Origin of the sequence: Rhizobium sp. RM, assembly GCF_013390595.1 — a bacterium.
Taxonomy (GTDB): Bacteria; Pseudomonadota; Alphaproteobacteria; order Rhizobiales; family Rhizobiaceae; genus Agrobacterium.
In genome coordinates this window covers 187,758-207,112 of record NZ_JACAWV010000007.1, presented here as the reverse complement: position 1 = coordinate 207,112, position 19,355 = coordinate 187,758, and the positions used below count along the sequence as shown (strand labels likewise).

The window sequence follows — 19,355 nt, the reverse complement described above, 5'->3', positions numbered from 1 at the left end:
GCCCACCTACTTTCCCGCACGACGCCACAACACCGCGGCAATGCTGCTTTCTGTACGCGCGGATTCCGAAAAGACCTCGCCCGCAAGCGCAAGGCTGTTTTTGCGCAACACCTGTTGCTGGCGAATGATCGCCTCAAGGAGAAAAGCCTGCCGGTCGCCGTTACCAAAAAGCTCACCTTCGCGGTCGGCAAGCGCTGCCAGCACGGAAAGATCGTGCTCGCGCCCCAGCAAATCCACCAGACGCTTGGCATCTGCACGTTTGGTGCGCATCGCCGACGGCCAGAGGCGACGCAGAAGGCCCAGATGCATCCAGTAGATTTGCCCCGCCTTACGTAGATCGTGAAAATGCTCGACGTCGGCGTGCGCATGGCAATCGCTCAGTGCCTCTAGCGCTTTTCTGCGTTGTTTTGCCCAGCTTTTGCGGATCAGTCTGGCCGCATCTTTCGCATCCTCCGGCAAGCTGAGCGCATCCAGTTGCGCGCGGCCCTTTCGGCATTGCGCAATGGCGGTCTTGATCGTGCTGTCGAGGTCGACTTCATGCTCTATTGCATGGTCGCGTCGCTCCTCAAGCGTGACTATTACGGATTGTAAAGCGACGCTTTGCGCCTCTGAACGCGCAAATTCTTCAAGGTAACCGGCGGTCTCGACCAGAGCGGTGGCGTCGCGCGCAAAGGCGAGTGATTGGGCGATTTGCCGAAACCTGGCGTTTTCCTCACGTCGAAAGCCGGCGTTGGCGGGCTGAATGAGTCGATAGAGCGCGCGGATGCGTTTGAACCGTTTGCGTGCGTCATGGACCGCCTCATGTGAACCGTCCGGCTGGTTTTCCAGGATCTCAATTGCCTCGTCGATCAGCTCCAGCCCGGCGCGGCGTATTTCATCGTCGAAGGGCTTTCTTGGATCAATCCTGAAGGGCATTCAGCAACTCTTTTCGCAGGTTCTGGGTTGCGAGTGACTGGTTCGAAAAACGGTGATCGCCCGTTACTTCCTGACCAAGCCATTCTGGCAGCGCAGGTTGAGCATTCTCATCATCCATTTCCACCTCGGCCACGACAAGGCCAGCATAGTGCCCCTGGAAGACATCGATTTCCCAGGTGAAGCCCGCATGTTCAACCGTGTGACGGGTCTTCTCTATGACGATCCCCAACGCACTTGCCATCAACTCATCTGCGTCCGTCAGCGGGATGGCATATTCGTATTCGTCACGCACCAATGCGCTGGCACCGATCTTGATTGTCAAAGTGGCTTTTCGATCATCCACGATTCTGACGCGGACAGAGCGATCGTCCATGGATGCAACATAGGCCTGTCTAAACGATCTGCTTGACGTGACTTTATCGCGCCACTCTTCATGTGCGACAAGAAACTTGCGTTCTATCTCTTTTGCCATCTACTTCTTTTGCCAAGCAATTTCTGAACAACCGACAACTGAGCTTATTACAAGCATATGTCATGAAAAAGCGAATTGTTTGAAGTATCTAGGGCTTGACGGTAACCTCAATAAGGTTGGCCGATGACTTAACTCCTCAGGCCGAGGAGAACTGAATTACACATCTTGCGCCTCGACATGGTCGCGAAGGCAGGCTAATTCCAACGTCGGTATTTCAATCGTTTCAAACGTGCAAGGGAGGCTCACACTTGGCCCAGGACTCCGAAAAACTGCTCTCCATTCTCAAGCTTCAGCCGGTCGTGCCGGTGTTGATCGTGGATGATGCGGCATCTGCCGTGCCCTTGGCGCGGGCTCTGGTCGCAGGTGGTCTCAAGGCAATCGAGATTACGCTTCGCACACCTGCCGCTCTCGACGCCATTCGTGCGGTCGCAGCGGAAGTCGAGGGAGCGAATGTCGGTGCAGGCACGATCCTCAACGCCAAGGACTATGAAGCCGCTGCAGAAGCTGGTTCGACCTTCATCGTCAGCCCAGGCCTGAACAAGAGCGTTCTAGAAGCGGCTCGCGCTTCCAAGGTACCTTTGCTTCCCGGTGCCGCTACGGCAAGCGAAGTCATGGCGTTGCGCGATGAAGGATACAAGGTTCTGAAGTTTTTCCCGGCCGAACAGGCTGGTGGTGCTCCGTACCTCAAGGCTCTGGCATCGCCGCTTGCCGGGACAGTCTTTTGCCCGACAGGCAGTGTTTCTCTCAAGAATGCCAACGATTATCTATCGTTGCCGAATGTCGTTTGCGTCGGCGGCTCATGGGTTGCCCCCCGCGAACTGGTAGCAACAGGTGACTGGGCAGGGATTACCAAGCTCGCGGCCGAAGCTGCAGCATTGCGCGGTTGATACCGCCCCAGCTACGTCATCGGACACACCTGTTCACGAAGGCGTGAGCGGTTCAGGTTTGTATTCGCAGCATAGTTTCCTATCTCCTGTGGGATTGAACCCTCACAGGAGATTTTGATGTTCGACGCCAAGAAACTTCTTGAACAATTCCTCGGCTCGCAAGTGCCGGGCCTTTCGGGAAGTGTCCGCGACAGGGCTGGACAGGCCGCCGAAATCGCAAAAAACAACCCTATGAAGGCCGGCGCACTTGCTGCGGCAATTCTCGGGACGAAAACGGGCCGCAAGCTCGCTGGCAATGCCGCGACTGTTGGCGGTATCGCTGCCATCGCCGGGCTTGGTTATCTTGCGTACAAGAACTACAAGTCAGGCCAGGCGCCGGAGGCGGCACCAAAGCCGCAACCCGAACTCATTGCTCCACCGGCTGATTCTGCCTTTCATCCGCAGTCACCCGCACTCTCAAACGATTTCGCCCTGAAGCTTATCCAGGCCATGATTGCGGCAGCGAAGGCAGATGGTCATATCGACGCGGAAGAGCGAGCCCGTATCATGGAGCGCGTTCAGGTGTCGGGACTGGATACGGAGGCGGAGCAATTCATCGAAAAAGAACTGGCCGATCCGCTTGACGTCGACGCTCTGGTGGCGTCTGCCCGCACGGAAGAGCAGAAGGTGGAGCTTTACACCGCCTCGCGCCTTGCGATTGAGGCAGACACGCGCGCGGAGCGCGGCTATCTCGATCTTCTCGCCGGGCGCCTTGGGCTCCCCGATGCGCTGGTCGATCATATCGAGGCAACGGTTACTGCTGCCAAGGTGTGACATCCTTCAGACGTCGTCTGAAAGCCGGCTACGTCGTATCGGAAGATTGTTCACGGCGCGTTCGCGCCGTGTAGTCATCCTTTTGACATCCATCGACGGCTCGCCTAATTCTTTTCCATCGAATATGGGGAAGAGAATGCGCGATCTTACGGAATTCAAGGGATGCCCAGCACCTGTAGCGGTGACGCTCAAGGGGCGGTACGTTACAGCCGAGCCGTTTGATCGCGACAAGCATTTAACCAAGCTCTGGGATGCGCTTGGCGGTGAGGGGACCAATGATCTCCTGAAATATTTCCCCCAGGACCGCTTCTCCGGCGCCGATGCTTTTGGCGACTGGCTCATCGGAGCAGGCTCGAAGTTTAACTGGGTGACACTTGTGTTCGTTGAAAACACGACGGGTGATGTCGTCGGCATGGCAAGCTACATGCGACCCGACCCTGCCAACGGCGTTGTCGAGGTTGGGTCGGTGGCCCACGGCGCCAAGATGAAACGTTCGCCACTTTCGACAGAAGCTCATTATCTGATGGCAAAGCACGTATTCGACGATCTTGGTTATCGCCGCTACGAATGGAAATGCCATAATGACAACGAACCTTCGAAAATTACGGCGAAGCGTTACGGCTTCACATTTGAGGGTGTGTTTCGCCAGCACATGATTTCAAAAGGACAAAACCGCGATACCGCTTGGTTTTCCATAATCGACAGTGAATGGCCGCGGATCGGCAGGGCCTTCGAAACCTGGCTCGCGCCGGACAATTTTGATGCAGGTGGTGCCCAGCACCGAAAGCTGGAAGACATCCGGGCGGAGCTCTCCAATGTCTGAGCAGCGCGGACTTAAGGACAAGGGACGTTCGCCAGCCATTGCCGCTGCGTTAATTATGCTGGGGTTCGGCCTGATTTTTTTCGTCATGCCAAAGATCATGCTGTGGCTTGGGGACTATTCACCGTGGCTTGCTGCTGCCTTCGGTACCGTGGCAGTGCTGTGCTTTTTCCTGCTTTTTTGGCTACGAGCACGATACCAGCGCAGACGTGACGGCCTCTGAGCGTCGCGGTGACGCCCGGTCCTTATCGAGTCCCTGTATAGATCAGGCCTGAAGCGAGGCTCCGAGCAGGGCAAGCCCCATCAGCAGAACGAATAGCGCCCCGGCAATCTCAATGGCATGGCCAATCCCCGCAGCCTTTCGGCTGCCTGGGCCTGCGAAGCGAATTGCGAGCCCCTTGGCTGAAACCGCTAAGGCCGCAAGCGCCGAGACCGTGATGGCGGTGCCAAGCGACATCGCCAGTACGGAGAGCGTTCCACCAAGCAGCAGTCCGTTTAAAACCGCAAAACTCATGACAATGATTGCGCCGGAGCAGGGGCGAAGGCCGACCGCGATGATCGCAGACCATGCTTCGTGCAGACTGAATTTTTTCGCTCCGAGCAGGGATGGATCAGGTGCATGCGATTGACCGCAGGAAACGCAGAGATCGCCATTGCCGCTATGCTCATGGTCGGCAAAAACCGGCTTACCCTGAAAGCGCAAACCCGTGCCCATTCCCGTCCTGGGTGCTGTCACGGTGCTGTTGGAGATGGAGATGTCTTGAGCTGTGGCGAGAACTTGAACGCTTTGAGAACGTGGCCGGAATGACCAGAGCTTACGGGCCAGAAGCCAGCCGCCAAACAAGGCCACCATCGCGAAACTTGCGACTTCCATAGTCTGGGTAGCCTTGGTCATGGTGATGGAGGTGCCGCGCAGCAGTTGCCATGCCGCTCCGACCAATCCAATGGCAACCGCACCCTGAAGAAACGATGAGAGGAAGGAGATGATGATGCCACGCTTGAGCTGCGTTTCGTTGGCGATCATGTAGGAAGAGATCACCGCCTTGCCGTGGCCGGGTCCCGCCGCATGGAAAATGCCGTAAGCAAAGGAAAGGCCGATCAGCGAGGCCAAAGCCCAGTTGTCCTCACGCATTGCCTTCAGTGCACCTGTCAGGGAGCGATAAAACATCTGCTGATGCACGTTGATCCATTGCAACAGTGGACCAAATGGACCGCCAATCGAAAAAGACGGTTCCGCAGAGCCGATCCCGAGTGGGGATTGGGCATGGGCGGCAACAACAAGAAGCGGCAACGTGACAGCAGCAAAAAAGCCGGTCTTTCTGCTCAGCATGACAGCTCCAGCCGCGTCGCGAAAAGCTTCGTCATGTCCGTTCCGGTCGGATCGTTGAAGAAGGCATCTGTCAGCGTGTTCTGGTTCTGGGAAATGACCTCGTCGGGATCCGGGCGCACGACTGAGTGTTTGCATGCCGCAAGATCCTTGCCCTCCGTAGCCAGGTCATCGTCCTTGGCAAAGTCAATTGCGGTGTACATGGTTGGGTCCCAAGCCCCGAAGCTAAGTTTGCCCTTGGCATGGAGTGGCGTCTTTGGCTTGACCGAGAAAAACATCAGGATTTGCTGATCCTGGTAATCGACGTGGATTGCGTCCGGCTTCTGGAAGTCGACGGGTTTCCCGTTGGCGGTGATATAGGTGTAATAGGAATACTCCGCGAGCGATTCCAGGACCGTACTACCGATCTCAGCCAGTTCATCCTTGTCGAGTTTGAGATCGCTGTTCTTGTCGTAATCCATGACGACGCTGGCTGAGAACATCTCGTCGAAGCGCCAGATGTTGCGCACCTCCTGAATGGTACCATCCTTGCCTTCGACGATTTCCATACGTGCATCGGCAAAGATGTGTGGATGTGCATGTGCAACTACGGGAATACAGGCCAGGCAGGCCACGAGCGGCAAAATTTTTCTGTTCATTCTTCCCTCAGTCCCGCCTTCGAATCTCGATCCGGACTTTAGCAAAAAATGGGACCGAATTTCGACCTGCCTTCGCTCTCAACCGTTCTTGCGGAACCAGTTAGATAGAAAATCGACGAAACTGCGGACCTTGGCGGGCAGGTAGCGGCGATGTGGATAGACGGCGTAGATACCGCGATCCTTGGAAATGTAGTCATCGAACAGGGTCACCAGTTCGCCAGACTGTATGTAAGGCCGGGCGATGAAATCCGGCACCATGGCAATTCCGAGCCCGGCGCGGGCAGCGCGCAAGGTCGCCTGCGGACTGTTGACTTCGATTGGACCGCTGATGGCGACCGAGTTTGATCCGCCGTCAGGTTCAAAGTAACGCACGGAATTATGAAAACGGGTATTGGTGTCGATGATGAAGGGCACGCGAGCAAAGTCCTGGGGTCCGTTGAGGGGGCCATGCTGCGCTACGAAATCCGTGGTAGCGACCGCATAGACCCGAAAATCGGAGAGCTTGCGGGCAATAAGGCCTGAGTCTTCCAGACGGGTGATTCTGACGGCGAGGTCAAAACCTTCCTCAATCAGGTCGACGAACCGGTCTTCGGCGACGATCTCAAGCGAAAGCTCCGGATTTTCCTTGGCAAAATCGATCAGGCTCTGGCCAACATCCGCATCGATAAAGGTGCGTGGAACCGAAATCCTGAGTTTGCCTTTGAGGTCGGCGTTCTTTTCGCGCACGAGATCGGCGAGATTATCGATCTCCTTTAGAATGTCGGAGGCAGTGCGATAATAGGTATGTCCCGCTTCAGTCAGCGAAAACTGGCGCGTCGTACGATTGAGAAGGAGCGCACCGAGGTCGTCTTCCAGTTCTCGGACGTATTTTGAGAGAAGCGCTTTCGAGCGGCCGGTCTTGCGCGCCGCTGATGAAAAGCCCTCGGCCTCCACGACATCGATAAACGCTCGGATGCGGGTCAGTGTGTCCATGGAAACCTCCGTTTGTTCGGCATAATTGAACGATGAGGTTGCGATGTTCAATAAGAAAATAAATGATGAAAAAATCCGCGTCTGCTGAAAAAAATCTCTTGATTATGACCGCGAATATTCTTATCTCCCGGCTTGCCCAAAGTCGCACGTGCCCATGTGTGTCCGCCGAGTCCTCGATGTGGTGAGGAGTTCGGTAAGGTACCTGGAACTAACCCCTCCAGTCGCTATTCCGGCCAACCGGGAAATGCGAGGACATATGAAGCAACGACGGTGCGGGCCTTTCTGGTTCTCTGCCGGCTTTCCATCAGCCGGGGTACTGAAGAGGCACACCATCATTGCCGGAAGTGCGGTCGGGTCAATCCCTCCAATCAATGGCAGACAAAGCCGAATGATGCTCTGGCAGGGCGTCGTTCACATTCGCGCCTTGAGCGTATGTTATCGAATCTGCGCCTCCACCGGCTGATTCGCATACATATCTCGAGCGTTCTTTGTCCTCCGGAATTTCCGGAGCCGGATTTAACAGGGAATAGACCGATGACGACTGCACGCATTCTCGACTTCATCAAGACCCGACGTCCCGAAGGCCCATGCCTCGTGGTTGATCTCGACGTCGTGCGCGACAACTACAACGCATTCCGGCACTCCCTGCCGAACAGTGCAATCTATTATGCCGTCAAGGCAAACCCGGCTCCCGAAATCCTCAAGCTGCTTGCTTCGCTTGGCTCCAACTTCGATTGCGCCTCCGTGGCCGAAATCCAGATGGCGCTTGACGCGGGTGCGACGTCAGACCGCATCTCCTTCGGCAATACCATCAAGAAGGAGCGCGATGTCGCTCGTGCGCATGCACTCGGCATTGATCTCTTCGCTGTGGACAGCCACGAAGAAGTTGAAAAGGTTGCTCGTGCAGCTCCGGGCGCACGCGTGTTCTGCCGCGTTCTGACGGATGGTGAAGGTGCCGAATGGCCGCTGTCGCGCAAGTTCGGCTGCGTGCCTCAGATGGCCGTTGATGTACTGGTTTATGCTCACCAGCTTGGGCTTGAATCCTATGGCGTTTCCTTCCACGTCGGTTCGCAGATGATGAACCTCGACGCGTGGGATGCTGCACTGGCCGACGCAAAGCGCGTATTCGCGTCGCTTTCCAAGCAGGGTATTCACCTGCAAATGGTCAACATGGGGGGCGGTTTCCCGACCAAGTACCTTCGCGACGTTCCGGCGGCGGAGGAATACGGTCAGGCAATCGACACCGCGTTGCGCAAGCACTTCGGCAACCAGATCCCGAAGACGATCATCGAGCCGGGCCGCGGCATGGTGGGTAATGCGGGTGTGATCAAGGCGGAAGTTGTTCTCGTGTCGCGTAAATCCGACAATGACAACCATCGCTGGGTGTTCCTGGACATCGGTAAGTTCGGCGGTCTGGCTGAAACCATGGACGAAGCTATTCGCTACCCGATCCGCACCGAGCGCGATCAGGACGCGATGGAGCCTTGCGTTCTTGCCGGTCCGACCTGCGACAGCGCCGACGTGCTCTATGAAAAGAACATGTATCCGCTGCCGGTGTCTCTGAGCATCGGTGACGAGGTTCTGATCGAAGGTACGGGCGCGTATACGACCACCTACTCGGCGGTCGCATTCAACGGCTTCGAGCCGCTGAAAGCCTACGTCATCTAACCCGGGCGCCGCCTGCTGAAGGGCGGCGTTTCGACCAAGCTTCCGTTCCGGCCTTGCCGATTGTGCTGTTGCGCAAATCCCTGCTTGCTGCGCCTCTTCCAGCCGAGGAAAGCGCGTTGGCGGGCCGGAACGGCTCCACCTTTTGTTCCAGGGCCGCGTGTGGGCGGTTTTGTCTTGGGAGGGCCGGGCATGGCCGCTCTTTTGAATTCTGTACGCGCATTTTTCACACCGCAGACGTTCCACGTCGAAGCGGAGAATCCGGGCGATGTTGTTGCTCGCGAAAACCTGCTTGATCGCGCAATGGGTGCCGGTCGGCGTCGCAAGTCGTCCGAAAAGCTTCGCGCAGGTCGTGTACCGGCCGAAGGGCTCGCCCTTGTGGCCCGCGATCAGGACGGTCACGTCATCGGAACCGTCCGTCTCTGGAATGTCGAGGCCGGCATTTCTCGTGAAGGCCGTCCGGTCGATGCGCTCCTTCTTGGTCCGCTCGCTGTCGATTCTGCCTATGAGGGCAAGGGAATAGGTTCTGCGCTGATGCGCGCAGCAGTCGCCGAGGCCGCGAGACGTGGTCATGGCGCAATTCTGCTGGTCGGCGACGCCCCTTATTATGAGCGTTTCGGTTTCTTTGCCGAGAAGACGCAGCACCTTATCATGCCAGGTCCATTCGAGCGTCATCGTTTTCTGGCGCTGGAACTGAAGGCCGGTTGGCTGGACGGTGCGGCGGGTATGCTGGTTGCAAGCGGTCGCAAGCTTTCTGCCTGAAAGCCGTCTGGTTGGCGACACCCTATATTTTGCTATGATCCTCCGGTCTGGCCGGAGGATTTTTTGTTTCTCCACCACGGTTTGTCAGTTCGGCTGAAATCCGGATTTTGTTCGGTACGGTTCCCCGTGTGGCCGTCAGATCAGCTTCGGCATAAGGGTACCGATGCAGAAACGAGGCTTTCTTTCGGGCGCCTCTTGTTTTTGACGATTTGCAGGTATATACCCGTAATATGCCAAGCGATACCTGTCACTGCATATTGTTGCGCAAAGCCTCCCGTCGCATCTCGTCCTATTATGACGAGGCGCTGGCGCCTCTGGGGGTCAACATCGGTCAGTTCAGCCTGTTACGAAACATAAACCGTTTGGCACCGGTTTCATTGACGGACCTTGCCGCGCGTGTCGAACTGGATCGATCTACCGTCGGACGCAATGCGAAAGTTCTGGAGCGTATGGGACTGGTGGCGATTGGGCATGGTGAGGATCAGCGTGAAGCAATGCTGACGATCACCGAGAAAGGGCATGCCGTTCTCACGGATGGTGGGCCGCTTTGGGATGGCGTGCAGGACGATATTGAAGCCCGGCTCGGACCGGAAAAGACACGGCAATTGCAAGAGCTGCTCGCGGCACTCTAATTTTTTAATTCAACGTGGGTATATGCCCGCAAATCCGCCTCAAAGGCGACAGGGAAAGGGACGAAGACCATGCTCTCGACGCGCCTTGCAGGCTGGATGGCCGCAAGAAATCTTCATTACGGATGGCTGGTCGCTGCGACCACGTTCCTGACAATGCTCGCTACCGCCGGAGCAATGGGGTCGGCCGGTGTCATGATCCAGCCGCTCCATCAGGAGTTTGGTTGGGACATTGCCGATATCTCTTCCGCGATGGCTGTGAGACTGGTGCTTTTCGGACTACTTGGGCCTTTCGCGGCTGCGTTCATGAACCACTTTGGCATCCGACAGGTCGTCATGACGGCGCTTGCGCTGATTATGGGCGGGATTGTCCTGTCCTTGCTCATGGCTGAAGTCTGGCAGCTTCTTCTGCTTTGGGGCATTGTGATTGGCGTTGGTACCGGGATGACGGCGTTGGTGCTGGGGGCAACCGTTGCAAGTCGCTGGTTTTCCAAGCGCCGGGGTCTCGTTATTGGCCTCATGACGGCGAGCAATGCGACCGGGCAGCTTGTATTTCTGCCAATACTCGCGGCGCTGACGGAAGCTTATGGATGGCGAACAGCTTTGACGCTGACAGTGGCGGTTATTGCCGTGGCAATGCTTCTCGTGCTTCTGTTGATGAGCGATCACCCTGCCGATGTCGGACTTCCGGCCTATGGTGAGACGACGGTGACGCAACCACCCAAGCAGGACCATAAGCTGCTTGAAACATTGATCTCACCCATTCTGACATTGAAGAGCGTTTCCGGGAATCCGGTCTTCTGGGTCCTCTTCGGCACCTTCTTTGTCTGCGGGCTCTCGACCAATGGTCTGATCCAGACCCACTGGATTTCAATCTGCGGCGACTTCGGGATGGCCGCAGTAACAGCGGCAAGCACGCTGGCAGTGATTGGCATCTTCGATTTCATCGGCACCGTATTTGCCGGTTGGCTATCCGACCGTTTCGACAATCGATACCTCCTCTTCTGGTTTTACGGTCTGCGCGGCCTCTCGCTGATCTATCTCTCATTTTCGGGTTTCAGCTTCGTGGAGCTGTCGGTCTTTGCCGTCTTCTATGGTCTCGACTGGGTGGCGACTGTTCCGCCGACCGTGAAGCTCGCCGCCGAAAATTTCGGACGCGAAAAGGCCGGCCTGGTTTTCGGTTGGGTATTTACCGGTCATCAGCTTGGCGCAGCAACGGCCGCTTTCGGTGCCGGCTTCTTCCGCAGCGATTTCGGCACATACATGCCGGCGCTCCAGATTGCCGGGTTGATGTGCATCATCGCAGCAATTTCTGTCTTGCTTCTCAGGAAGCCCGGTCAGGCGACGCTTAGACCGCAGACGGCCTAATCGATCCACAATTCTGGGCCCGCTGCGGGCGGGCCCTTGTTGTGGCGCCGAGAGACGAAATGTCAGAAGTCTTGCCACTCTTCGGTGCTGAGTGCGAGTGCAGAAGAATGTCGTGAAAACCGGGATTGTTGAGCACCCAATCGGGCCTTGGGGGCCGAGCGCACTTTAGGTGGCGCGGATGGATGTACAATGGGTTTGGAGCCGGAGTTGGCCACGCCAAGCTTGAACTGCTGCAGAAGTCTGAACAGGGCGGAGGCTTCAGCGGCCAGGCTGTGACCCGCTGCAGTTTGCTCTTCGACCATTGCAGCATTTTTCTGCGTGTTCTGGTCCACCGTGTTCACGGCTGTATTGATCTCGACGAGTGCGGTGGATTGTTCGCGGGATGCTTCGACGATAGCGCGCACATCGTTGTCTATATCGTTGACCTGGTCGGTGATGAGGTCTAGCGCAGCGCCCGTTCTGGTAACGAGCGATACGCCATTTTCCACATGCTGACCGGATGTCTGAATAAGGGCCTTGATTTCCTTTGCTGCTTTGGCGGACCGCTGCGCCAGTTCGCGGACTTCTTGAGCCACCACAGCAAAGCCCTTGCCAGCCTCACCTGCACGGGCCGCCTCCACTCCAGCGTTCAGAGCGAGAAGGTTGGTCTGGAAGGCGATTTCATCGATGACGCCGATGATGTTGGTGATTTCACGCGAAGAGGATTCGATTTGTGACATGGCGGCGATGGCGTCGCGAACGATGTTACCGGAGCTTTCTGCGTCGTCTCGCGTGCGCGTAACGAGGTTACCTGCGCGTTCGGCACGAATGCTTGCCGATTTGACTGTTGTGGTGATTTCCTCGAGGGCAGCCGCCGTTTGCTCAATCGATGCCGCCTGCTGTTCAGTGCGCTTTGCAAGATCGTCCGCGGCAAGCTGAACTTCGCTGGAACTGGCTGCAATGGCCTGCGCATTTGATGCGACTGTTTGCATCGCTCCCCGCAGCTTGGCACTTGCACTGTTGAAGTCGCTGCGCAACTGCTCAAGCGAGGGAATGAAGGGCTTTTCAATCCTGCCGGAGAGATCGCCATCCGCCAGACGAGTGAGGCATCCAGCCAGAGCCTCCACGTTTTCGACGCGTCCAGTGACATCAGTCGCGAACTTAACGACCTTGAAGACCGTGCCGTTCATGTCAAATATGGGATTGTAAGATGCCTGAATATGGACCTGGCGGCCGCCTTTGCCGATGCGCATGAATTCGTCTGCCACAAACTCTCCAGCTGCCAGACGTTTCCAAAAGCTGTTGTAGGCATCAGATGCCACGTAGCTCTCATCACAGAACATCGAATGATGCCGTCCCTGAATCTCTGCGAGCGTGTATCCGAGTGCGGACAGGAAGTTTTCGTTGGCGACCAGTATTTCGCCTGTTGGCGAGAATTCAATGATTGCCTGCGCGCGCGAAAGCGCAAGCAGCTTTCCGGCATCCTCAGCCGTCTTGAGTTTCTGTGCGGTGATATCGGTTGCGATTTTCACAATCTTGACCGGTTTGCCGCGGCGAAAAACCGGATTGTAAGATGCCTCGATCCAGACCTCTCTGCCACCTTTCCCGATGCGCTTGTATTGACCCTGGTCGAACTTGCCGGCGGCCAGTTTATGCCAGAAAGAACTGTAATCGGCGGATTTTCCATAGGCGGGTTCAAGGAACATGCTGTGGTGGCGACCGACGATCTCGGAAAGCTGATATCCGAGTGCTCGACAGAAATTCTCGTTTGCTGTCATGATTTTGCCGGACAGATCGAACTCGATCGTGGCCTGCGATGCCGAGAGAGATTCCAGTATCGCTATTGCATTCGCGCCTCGATCTAGCATACTCATCGCTTTCTCCTCCGAAGATAAAGTATCTTTGAAGGTAAGCTGAAATATTTATCAAATTGTTTATGCTTAATTCCAAGTTTATGTGTCGTTTGTGCGTTCTTTTGTTGCCTGCTGGCGCCTTGGGCGGTCATTAAGCTAATAATATTAGAATATTATAATTCAATTTATATTATAAAAGCATTGGCCAATTTGGCTGTCTCTACTGTGGTCCGTGTTGCATAATTGCTACGTCTTTCAATGGTGCACGCCCCATGCGTGCGTTGTCGCCTTCGGTTTGATCCATCTCAAATATCCAGCGCTCATCCTGATCATAGTGGAGGCAACGGCTGCCGGGTCGAGATTCGTTGCCGGCAGTTCGGTCCGGGCTATCGCTCGGTGACGGATCAAGGAGATAAGAGATGTTTTATAATAATCGAAAAGCTGCCGCTCTATTGGCCGGTGTTGCCACCGTGCTTGTTTCCAGCACTGTAATGGCTGCAGACCTCGCCATACCGGGCGTCGCGCCGACGGCGGAGGAAGCTATCGAGTCAGCAAAGAGCCCCTGGATGTTGCGTGTGCGCGGACTGGGCGTCATTACCCATGACAGCGGCAGCGTCGATGGTGTTCCAGGGGCTGGGCTGTCCTATTCTGATACGGTCATTCCGGAGCTTGATGTAAGCTATTTCTTCACCGACAATATTGCAGCCGAACTCATTCTTGGGACCACCTACGCCAAAATAAACGGGGAGGGAGTGCTAGCAGGTACACCCGTCGGAAAGACGTGGCTCCTGCCGCCAACGGTCACACTACAATATCATTTCACCAATTTCGGCGCGTTCAAACCTTACGTCGGTGCCGGCATCAATTACTCACTGTTCTATAACCAGTCCGAACAGCCCGGGTTCAGCAACCTCGATGTCAAAAACAAGTTCGCACCAGCTTTACAGGTCGGTTTCGACTACATGCTCGATGAGCATTGGGGCGTGAACTTCGATGTGAAGAAGCTGTTCCTCAAGACAGATTGGACGGCGGAGCTGAACGGCACACCCGTCAGCGGCAAGGCAAAACTGGACCCGTGGCTGATTGGCGCGGGTATTACCTACCGCTTCTGACGGATAAAGCGTCTTTGACGCCGATCATGTCATGTTGTATACGGACGGCCACGGGTGAGAGCCCCGGCCGTCCGCAGGCGCCCTCGCCATGGTGAAGCTCTTCATTCAATATCGGTCATCCCATGTTTTGCATGTCACCGGTGGCAACGCGGGCCCCCTTCGAAAATCTGGCATGCAGTTGATGGAGAACCGTAATGAACGTTTCCAAACCACTTCCTGCGCTTGAGGGCCTGAAAGAACAAGCAAAGAGGCTGCGCGCGGCGCTTGAAGGGCAGGGTCAGACAATTTCCCACTCGAAGGCGCTGGAACTGATTGCCGCTCAATATGGCTTTCGCGACTGGAACACCCTTCACGCGACAGCCGGCAATCGCCCTGCCTTCAATCCCTACATTTTGGGATCGCGCGTGGAAGGACACTATCTAGGCAGGCCGTTCGTGGCGTCGGTACTGGGGGTGCAGTCGCTCGGTGGCGATCCCGAACGTTATCGACTAACGTTACATTTCGACGATCCGGTCGATGTGGTGAGTTTCGAAAGCTTCTCTGCTTATCGCCAGCGCGTGCATTGTAATGTCGATGCCTCCGGTAGAACCCTTGAAAAAACTTCCAATGGCCGTCCACAGCTTGAACTGGCCTGGTAACAGGCGTTCGTACTCTTATGCTCGGCTTTTGAGCCGAGCATATGTTCCTAGGCTTGCTCTTGTGGTTAGGATGAAGGCAGAGTTCACGCTTCAGAAAGTACCAGTAAAGCGAGAGGTCACGGCAGAGCCTCTATAGGAAAGTTCTTCATCTTCCTCGCCGTGCAGCAAACGGTCGAATTCAAACTCCAGCTTGCTGCTTTTTCCGGTTTCGAGCGACAGAGTCGCCACAAGGCGCCGTTCGTTGACGTCGTAATCGTAATAGATCCAGTCTTTGTGGACCTGGCGCAAGGCAAGATCGAAGCCGACTTTTTCCGTGAGCTTGCTTTTCATCACGAACTGCCAGCGACGATGGAATTCGCCAATCGGATCGTCCGGGTCGAACAAAGCATAATCTTGCGAAAAGCCAACGCCAAAAGCCAGGCGGTCATTTGCTTTCCATTCCGCTTCTGCACGCAGATATGGGCGCGTATGTTTGATCGCGTCGCTGATCTCATCTCCTTCAATTGTCGTCAGTCCGCCTTCTGCAAGGATCGCAAGACGATCTGCAAGTTTATAGCCATAGGCTAGTGAGCCACGCAGAGTGCTGGCCTCGAACCGTTCATATTTTTCCTGCTGACCTTGCGGCACGATGATACGATCGTAGGCAACGGTCACGCCTCCTTCGCCAACTGCCAGCGGGCGGATATGTTCCGCCTTCAAGGACAGAAGCGCTTCGTTCGCCTCCAGGCGAGTGGGCATGAAATAGGCCGGTCTGAAACGCGCAGTGCCTTTCATCAGGCTGGTGATCCCGGCTGTCAGCGAATTTTTTCCGCCAAAAGCCAGTAATCCGACGCTCGACGTGGCTTCCAGCTTGTGATCCAGTTGTCGATAGCCGATATCCTGCTCTGGCAGATGCAGAAAGATGTCGCCCGCATCACTGCGCGTGCCGCGAAGCTCCAGGGCCCATTCCAGTTTTTCCGTCAACCGCTTGGTAAGGCCCAACGTTACAGTGCTGTTGTGTTCATTGGCAAAGCTGTAGCGGGGGACACGGACCTCTTCATGATCAAGCGAATATTTTAGTTCTGCGCCTTCTAGGTCGATCTTACCATTCATGCCCAAGCCCGCCCGCAGAGAAATTGCCTTCAGGCCGTTGGTGTCGCCAAAATAGTTCGTATCGTAGGTGGCGCCGCTCGCATAGGTAAACTCCGGGCCTTCACCGTGCGCAGCAGATGCGACGGCAAGGCCGAGAGCAAATGTTACATATCCCCCCAGTCGCATCTGTATCTCCAGTCGCTAATTGAGAAATATCTTATATTTAGATGGTTAATAAAGTGCTCGACGTTGCATTGGTCTTGTATTGCGCCCGCAAAGCGTCATTGGGGGTAAGGAAATAGTCTTATGTTCTGTGGAGCTGAGTAAAAAACTATTAAAATTGCAAGTATTAGTGTTAATCGTTTATTGTAATATTAGGCTTTGCTTGAATTAGTGCTCTCTAAATATACAGTCAAATCACGCCAGACGGCGTTGATCAAACTCAAGAGGAGAGAGAAATGATTGTTAAGTTTGCTTGTGTTGCTGCCGCTCTTACTGTCGCTTCCGTTGGCCAGGCCCAGGCCGGCGGCCTTCTGGGTGTTCTGTCCGGAAACAGCAACAAGAACAGTGCGCTCATCGTTGTGTCGCCGAGCATCGATCTCGGTGTGAACGGTATCCTGTCCAACAACGGGATTTTGAACGGCAACAAGACCGGCATCCTCAATGGTGTCCTGAACGGCAACAAGACCTCCGTCGATGTCATTGACAACAAGGACAACGGCCGGAAGAAGAACCGCCACTAAGAAGCGGTAAAACAACGAAAACTGAGGGAAGGCTGACGCCCCCTTGAGGGTGGTGACAAATTCCGGGTCGCTCCATAGGCCGCAGGAATGAACCCGCGCCCGTTCCCCCCCGTATTCTGCCGAGGGGCCAGCACGATCATGTCCCTGATCGCAATAACATTTTGGCCTGCGCAACTGCGCGGTTGCTGGATGCCGGATCAACCATGGGCCTGACCCGCGGACCGGTGTAACGAAGGGCAGGGCCTGTCCTGTCATCACTCTCAAGGGGGCTTCGGCCCCCTTTCTTTCTTTGGGGGAGGCCTGCTCTTGCTGATTGTCGAACGATGCCCGCAGGCTTGAATAATACATGATTATGATGTGAAGGTGCGTCATCACGCTGCAACCTTCAGTCGATTCCCATGAATGAGAGAAAGGTTATGCCTGACGGCTTTGATCGTCAGGCCTACATGATTGCGTTGCTGGTCTTTGTTGCTGGCGGCACAAACGCGACTATCGTTCCTCTCATCGGTTTCTACATTATTCAGGTGCTCGGGCATCCTCCCGCGACAGTTGGTCTCTACAGCGTTGTGGCAATGATCGCGTCGATCGCCGCCAGCCGTTTTTACGGTGAGCGGGTGGATGCCGGTATCAGAATACGCCCCCTTCTACTGGTCTCCATTACCGGCGCGATGCTTGCGGCTGTTGCTGCGATCTTCGGGCATCTTTTGCTTCTTGTCGCTGTCACGGCGCCTTCTATGGGACTTGCCAATGCCGCGACGACGCTCGTGTTTAGCTATGGTCGCTATCACGGCCGGCTCAAAGCTCTTGATGCAGGCGCTTACAACGCCTTCTTGCGGATGATGGTGTCGCTGGCCTGGATGCTGTTTCCGGCCATCGCTTATCTGATCGTCGACGTTGCAGGTGCGAAAGCCGTGTTCATCAATGCCATCGTCATGGCGACGATCTGGGGCGGACTGGCGCTGGCGTTCATTCCACACGATCAGACCTGTCCAATGGACCGGCAAAACGATGCCGATGACGGCGGTGGCCGAAACATGCCGTTGCTTCTGGCTGCGGCGGCGAACTTGTGCATGTCCTTTGCCCATTCTCTTTGCGCTTCTGCCTTGCCAATCTTCCTGGTGCGCGAGGTCGGGCTTCCGGACTACGCGCCTGGCCTATCTCTCAGTGTGAAGTGCGCGATGGAGGTTCTGCTTATTCTGCTGGCGCCAAGGATCATGCGCTTGGTAAGCGTTCGCGTCATACTCGCTGGTGCCGGTGTCGTGGCAATCGTTGCATTTAACGTCATTGCCTCAGTACAGACATTGCCGGCAATGATATTTGGCGCGGCCATGGAGGGTGCCTATTACGGTCTTTTCGCCGGTACGTCTTTGACGTTCATTCAGGGATTTGCGCGTGGTCGGATGGCGCGGGCAACGGCGCTCTATATGAACTCGATTTTTTTGGCCAGCCTTTTCGCAGTGCCCCTGATGGGGATCATTGCACAATATGCAAGCTTCGGCGTCGCAATCCGACTTGCTTCTGTGGGCGCTGCTTCGGCTCTGCTCATGCTTTTCCTGACCAGACGTCAGACGAGCACCTAGCACCTCGCTTGATAAAAACGTCTCAGGCGGAAAAGATATTTTTTCCAAAAGGTTGTGGAAACGTTTTGATGTGCGGCCGGGCTTTTTTAGCTCGGCAGTTTACGCCGAAATATCGATGACACCGCAGTCACCAGCCTCAGAGGCGAAGGAAAGAAGCTTGCCTGTGGCACTCCAGTCCATCGAGGTGATCGCCCCCTTGCCTGGGCGACGAAGCAGGGCTTCCTTGCCGTCAGCAACACGTACGCCAAGGATCATGCCATCGATAAACCCGATGGCGAGCACTTCTTCCGCCGGGTGAAAGGCGACCGTGGTGACCATGATGTTGGCGCGCGTGCCGAGTTCCAGCGGCGCCTTGCCCATCGGACCGTCTTTGCCGGAAAAGGGCCAGACGATTGCGGCTGGCGCACCTGATGAGGCAAGCCACTTACCCTTTGGCGACCAGGACACCGATTTGACCTTTGAAGGGTAACCGGTCATGCGCATGTGGCGAGCTTCCATGCCGCCCTTGGTGGCTTCCATCTTCCAGCCATGCAGGGCATTTTCCTGCATGGTGGTGACGAGAAATTTTCCATCCGGAGAGAAAGTCACGCCGGTATGCGCACCCTTCCACTCGAGATCAACGGGATCTCCTGCCGTTGCCACCCAGTGTAGTGTCACGCCATTATACCGAGCAACAGCAATGCGCATCCCCTTGGGGGCGAAGGCTATGGCTTCGACAGTGCGCTCTTCCTTGAATTCTTTGACCGTACCATCCGACAGACGTACGAAACTCGACTTTCCGACACCATATGCGACCGCTTTCTGGGGGCCGCCAGCGATCACGCTGATCCACTTGCGCGGAACATTTGCCAATTCACTGAGGGAACCGTCGTGGCCGATACGCAGAACGCGTCCATCTTCACCGCCTGAAAGCAGGGTGGCACTGTAGGGATCGCGAATGCATGTCAGAAGACCCTGATGTGCCTCCGTAACCTTTTCGCCGCCATCCAACCGGTGGATGGTCCCTGCAGCGGTGGCGAAGAGAGGAATGTCGCCGAGAAAATGGGTCGAGACCACATGGCCTTCGATATCAAGCGGGGCAACAGTCGGCATCGATGATCGGTCTTTCATG

20 protein-coding genes are annotated in these 19,355 nt (G+C 55.8%); 12 read left to right on the top strand and 8 right to left on the bottom strand.

All coding sequences use genetic code 11. The annotated features are described in order from the left end of the window. Positions 1-6: 6 nt before the first annotated feature. Together HWX89_RS05600 and HWX89_RS05595 are read right to left on the bottom strand one after the other, a co-directional pair. Positions 7-915, bottom strand: a complete 909-nt coding sequence (locus tag HWX89_RS05600) for a CHAD domain-containing protein (RefSeq protein WP_138793399.1) — start codon at positions 913-915, stop codon at positions 7-9. Next, positions 899-1,387 (bottom strand): CYTH domain-containing protein, encoded by a 489-nt coding sequence (locus HWX89_RS05595; protein ID WP_138793398.1) that lies wholly within the window; start codon positions 1,385-1,387, stop codon positions 899-901. Before HWX89_RS05595 ends, HWX89_RS05600 begins: the two co-directional genes overlap by 17 nt. Positions 1,388-1,635: 248 nt before the next feature. Here HWX89_RS05595 and HWX89_RS05590 point away from each other — a divergent pair, with 248 nt between their 5' ends. The 4 genes from HWX89_RS05590 (at position 1,636) to HWX89_RS05575 (ending at position 4,130) form a co-directional block, all read left to right on the top strand. Next, positions 1,636-2,274, top strand: coding sequence for a 2-dehydro-3-deoxy-phosphogluconate aldolase (locus tag HWX89_RS05590; RefSeq protein ID WP_138793397.1), 639 nt, complete (start codon positions 1,636-1,638; stop codon positions 2,272-2,274). Positions 2,275-2,391: 117 nt separating this feature from the next. After that, positions 2,392-3,087, top strand: coding sequence for a tellurite resistance TerB family protein (locus tag HWX89_RS05585; protein WP_138793396.1), 696 nt, complete (start codon positions 2,392-2,394; stop codon positions 3,085-3,087). Positions 3,088-3,223: 136 nt separating this feature from the next. Beyond that, a complete protein-coding gene (locus tag HWX89_RS05580; protein ID WP_138793534.1) occupies positions 3,224-3,910 on the top strand; it encodes a GNAT family N-acetyltransferase in 687 nt (228 codons plus the stop codon). Continuing rightward, positions 3,903-4,130 (top strand): intracellular growth attenuator family protein, encoded by a 228-nt coding sequence (locus tag HWX89_RS05575; RefSeq protein WP_138793395.1) that lies wholly within the window; start codon positions 3,903-3,905, stop codon positions 4,128-4,130. The genes HWX89_RS05580 and HWX89_RS05575 overlap by 8 nt, the downstream gene beginning before the upstream one ends. 42 nt (positions 4,131-4,172) lie before the next feature. Here HWX89_RS05575 and HWX89_RS05570 read toward each other — a convergent pair whose 3' ends face one another. From HWX89_RS05570 to HWX89_RS05560, 3 genes are all read right to left on the bottom strand, one after another. Next, entirely contained in the window at positions 4,173-5,237 is a 1,065-nt protein-coding gene (locus HWX89_RS05570; protein WP_138793394.1) for a nickel/cobalt transporter, read from the bottom strand. Further along, positions 5,231-5,872 (bottom strand): DUF1007 family protein, encoded by a 642-nt coding sequence (locus HWX89_RS05565; protein WP_138793393.1) that lies wholly within the window; start codon positions 5,870-5,872, stop codon positions 5,231-5,233. The genes HWX89_RS05570 and HWX89_RS05565 overlap by 7 nt, the downstream gene beginning before the upstream one ends. A gap of 78 nt (positions 5,873-5,950) precedes the next feature. Further along, positions 5,951-6,844, bottom strand: a complete 894-nt coding sequence (locus HWX89_RS05560) for a LysR family transcriptional regulator (RefSeq protein ID WP_138793392.1) — start codon at positions 6,842-6,844, stop codon at positions 5,951-5,953. 534 nt (positions 6,845-7,378) lie between these two features. Here HWX89_RS05560 and odc2 point away from each other — a divergent pair. The 4 genes from odc2 to HWX89_RS05540 all read left to right on the top strand — a co-directional run bounded on the left by odc2 (position 7,379) and on the right by HWX89_RS05540 (position 11,268). Continuing rightward, positions 7,379-8,512: an ornithine/lysine decarboxylase gene (odc2, locus tag HWX89_RS05555; RefSeq protein WP_138793391.1), complete on the top strand. Its 1,134-nt coding sequence runs from the start codon at positions 7,379-7,381 to the stop codon at positions 8,510-8,512. Between the two features lie 189 nt (positions 8,513-8,701). Further along, positions 8,702-9,271, top strand: coding sequence for a GNAT family N-acetyltransferase (locus HWX89_RS05550; RefSeq protein WP_138793390.1), 570 nt, complete (start codon positions 8,702-8,704; stop codon positions 9,269-9,271). A 230-nt stretch (positions 9,272-9,501) separates the two neighbouring features. Next, entirely contained in the window at positions 9,502-9,903 is a 402-nt protein-coding gene (locus HWX89_RS05545; protein ID WP_138793389.1) for a MarR family winged helix-turn-helix transcriptional regulator, read from the top strand. A gap of 69 nt (positions 9,904-9,972) precedes the next feature. Continuing rightward, positions 9,973-11,268 (top strand): MFS transporter, encoded by a 1,296-nt coding sequence (locus tag HWX89_RS05540; RefSeq protein ID WP_138793388.1) that lies wholly within the window; start codon positions 9,973-9,975, stop codon positions 11,266-11,268. A gap of 62 nt (positions 11,269-11,330) precedes the next feature. Here the strand turns inward: HWX89_RS05540 and HWX89_RS05535 are convergent, their stop codons facing one another. After that, the gene (locus HWX89_RS05535; protein WP_138793387.1) at positions 11,331-13,121 is read right to left on the bottom strand and encodes a methyl-accepting chemotaxis protein; all 1,791 of its coding nucleotides are present in this window, start codon (positions 13,119-13,121) and stop codon (positions 11,331-11,333) included. Positions 13,122-13,519: 398 nt separating this feature from the next. On the opposite strand from HWX89_RS05535, the gene HWX89_RS05530 reads away from it, so the two are divergent. Then, the gene (locus HWX89_RS05530; RefSeq protein ID WP_138793386.1) at positions 13,520-14,212 is read left to right on the top strand and encodes an OmpW/AlkL family protein; all 693 of its coding nucleotides are present in this window, start codon (positions 13,520-13,522) and stop codon (positions 14,210-14,212) included. A 194-nt stretch (positions 14,213-14,406) separates the two neighbouring features. Continuing rightward, complete coding sequence (locus HWX89_RS05525; RefSeq protein ID WP_138793385.1) at positions 14,407-14,850, top strand: glyoxalase superfamily protein; 444 nt, start codon at positions 14,407-14,409, stop codon at positions 14,848-14,850. Between the two features lie 90 nt (positions 14,851-14,940). On the opposite strand, the gene HWX89_RS05520 is transcribed toward HWX89_RS05525, so the two are convergent. Next, positions 14,941-16,107: a hypothetical protein gene (locus HWX89_RS05520; RefSeq protein ID WP_138793384.1), complete on the bottom strand. Its 1,167-nt coding sequence runs from the start codon at positions 16,105-16,107 to the stop codon at positions 14,941-14,943. Between the two features lie 272 nt (positions 16,108-16,379). On the opposite strand from HWX89_RS05520, the gene HWX89_RS05515 reads away from it, so the two are divergent. Both HWX89_RS05515 and HWX89_RS05510 read left to right on the top strand, forming a co-directional pair. Continuing rightward, a complete protein-coding gene (locus HWX89_RS05515) occupies positions 16,380-16,664 on the top strand; it encodes a hypothetical protein (protein WP_138793383.1) in 285 nt (94 codons plus the stop codon). A 416-nt stretch (positions 16,665-17,080) separates the two neighbouring features. Beyond that, entirely contained in the window at positions 17,081-18,244 is a 1,164-nt protein-coding gene (locus tag HWX89_RS05510; RefSeq protein WP_138793382.1) for an MFS transporter, read from the top strand. A 99-nt stretch (positions 18,245-18,343) separates the two neighbouring features. On the opposite strand, the gene HWX89_RS05505 is transcribed toward HWX89_RS05510, so the two are convergent. Beyond that, positions 18,344-19,336 carry a WD40 repeat domain-containing protein gene (locus tag HWX89_RS05505; protein WP_138793533.1) on the bottom strand — a complete coding sequence of 331 codons (993 nt, stop codon included), beginning with the start codon at positions 19,334-19,336 and terminating at the stop codon, positions 18,344-18,346. Positions 19,337-19,355: the final 19 nt, after the last annotated feature.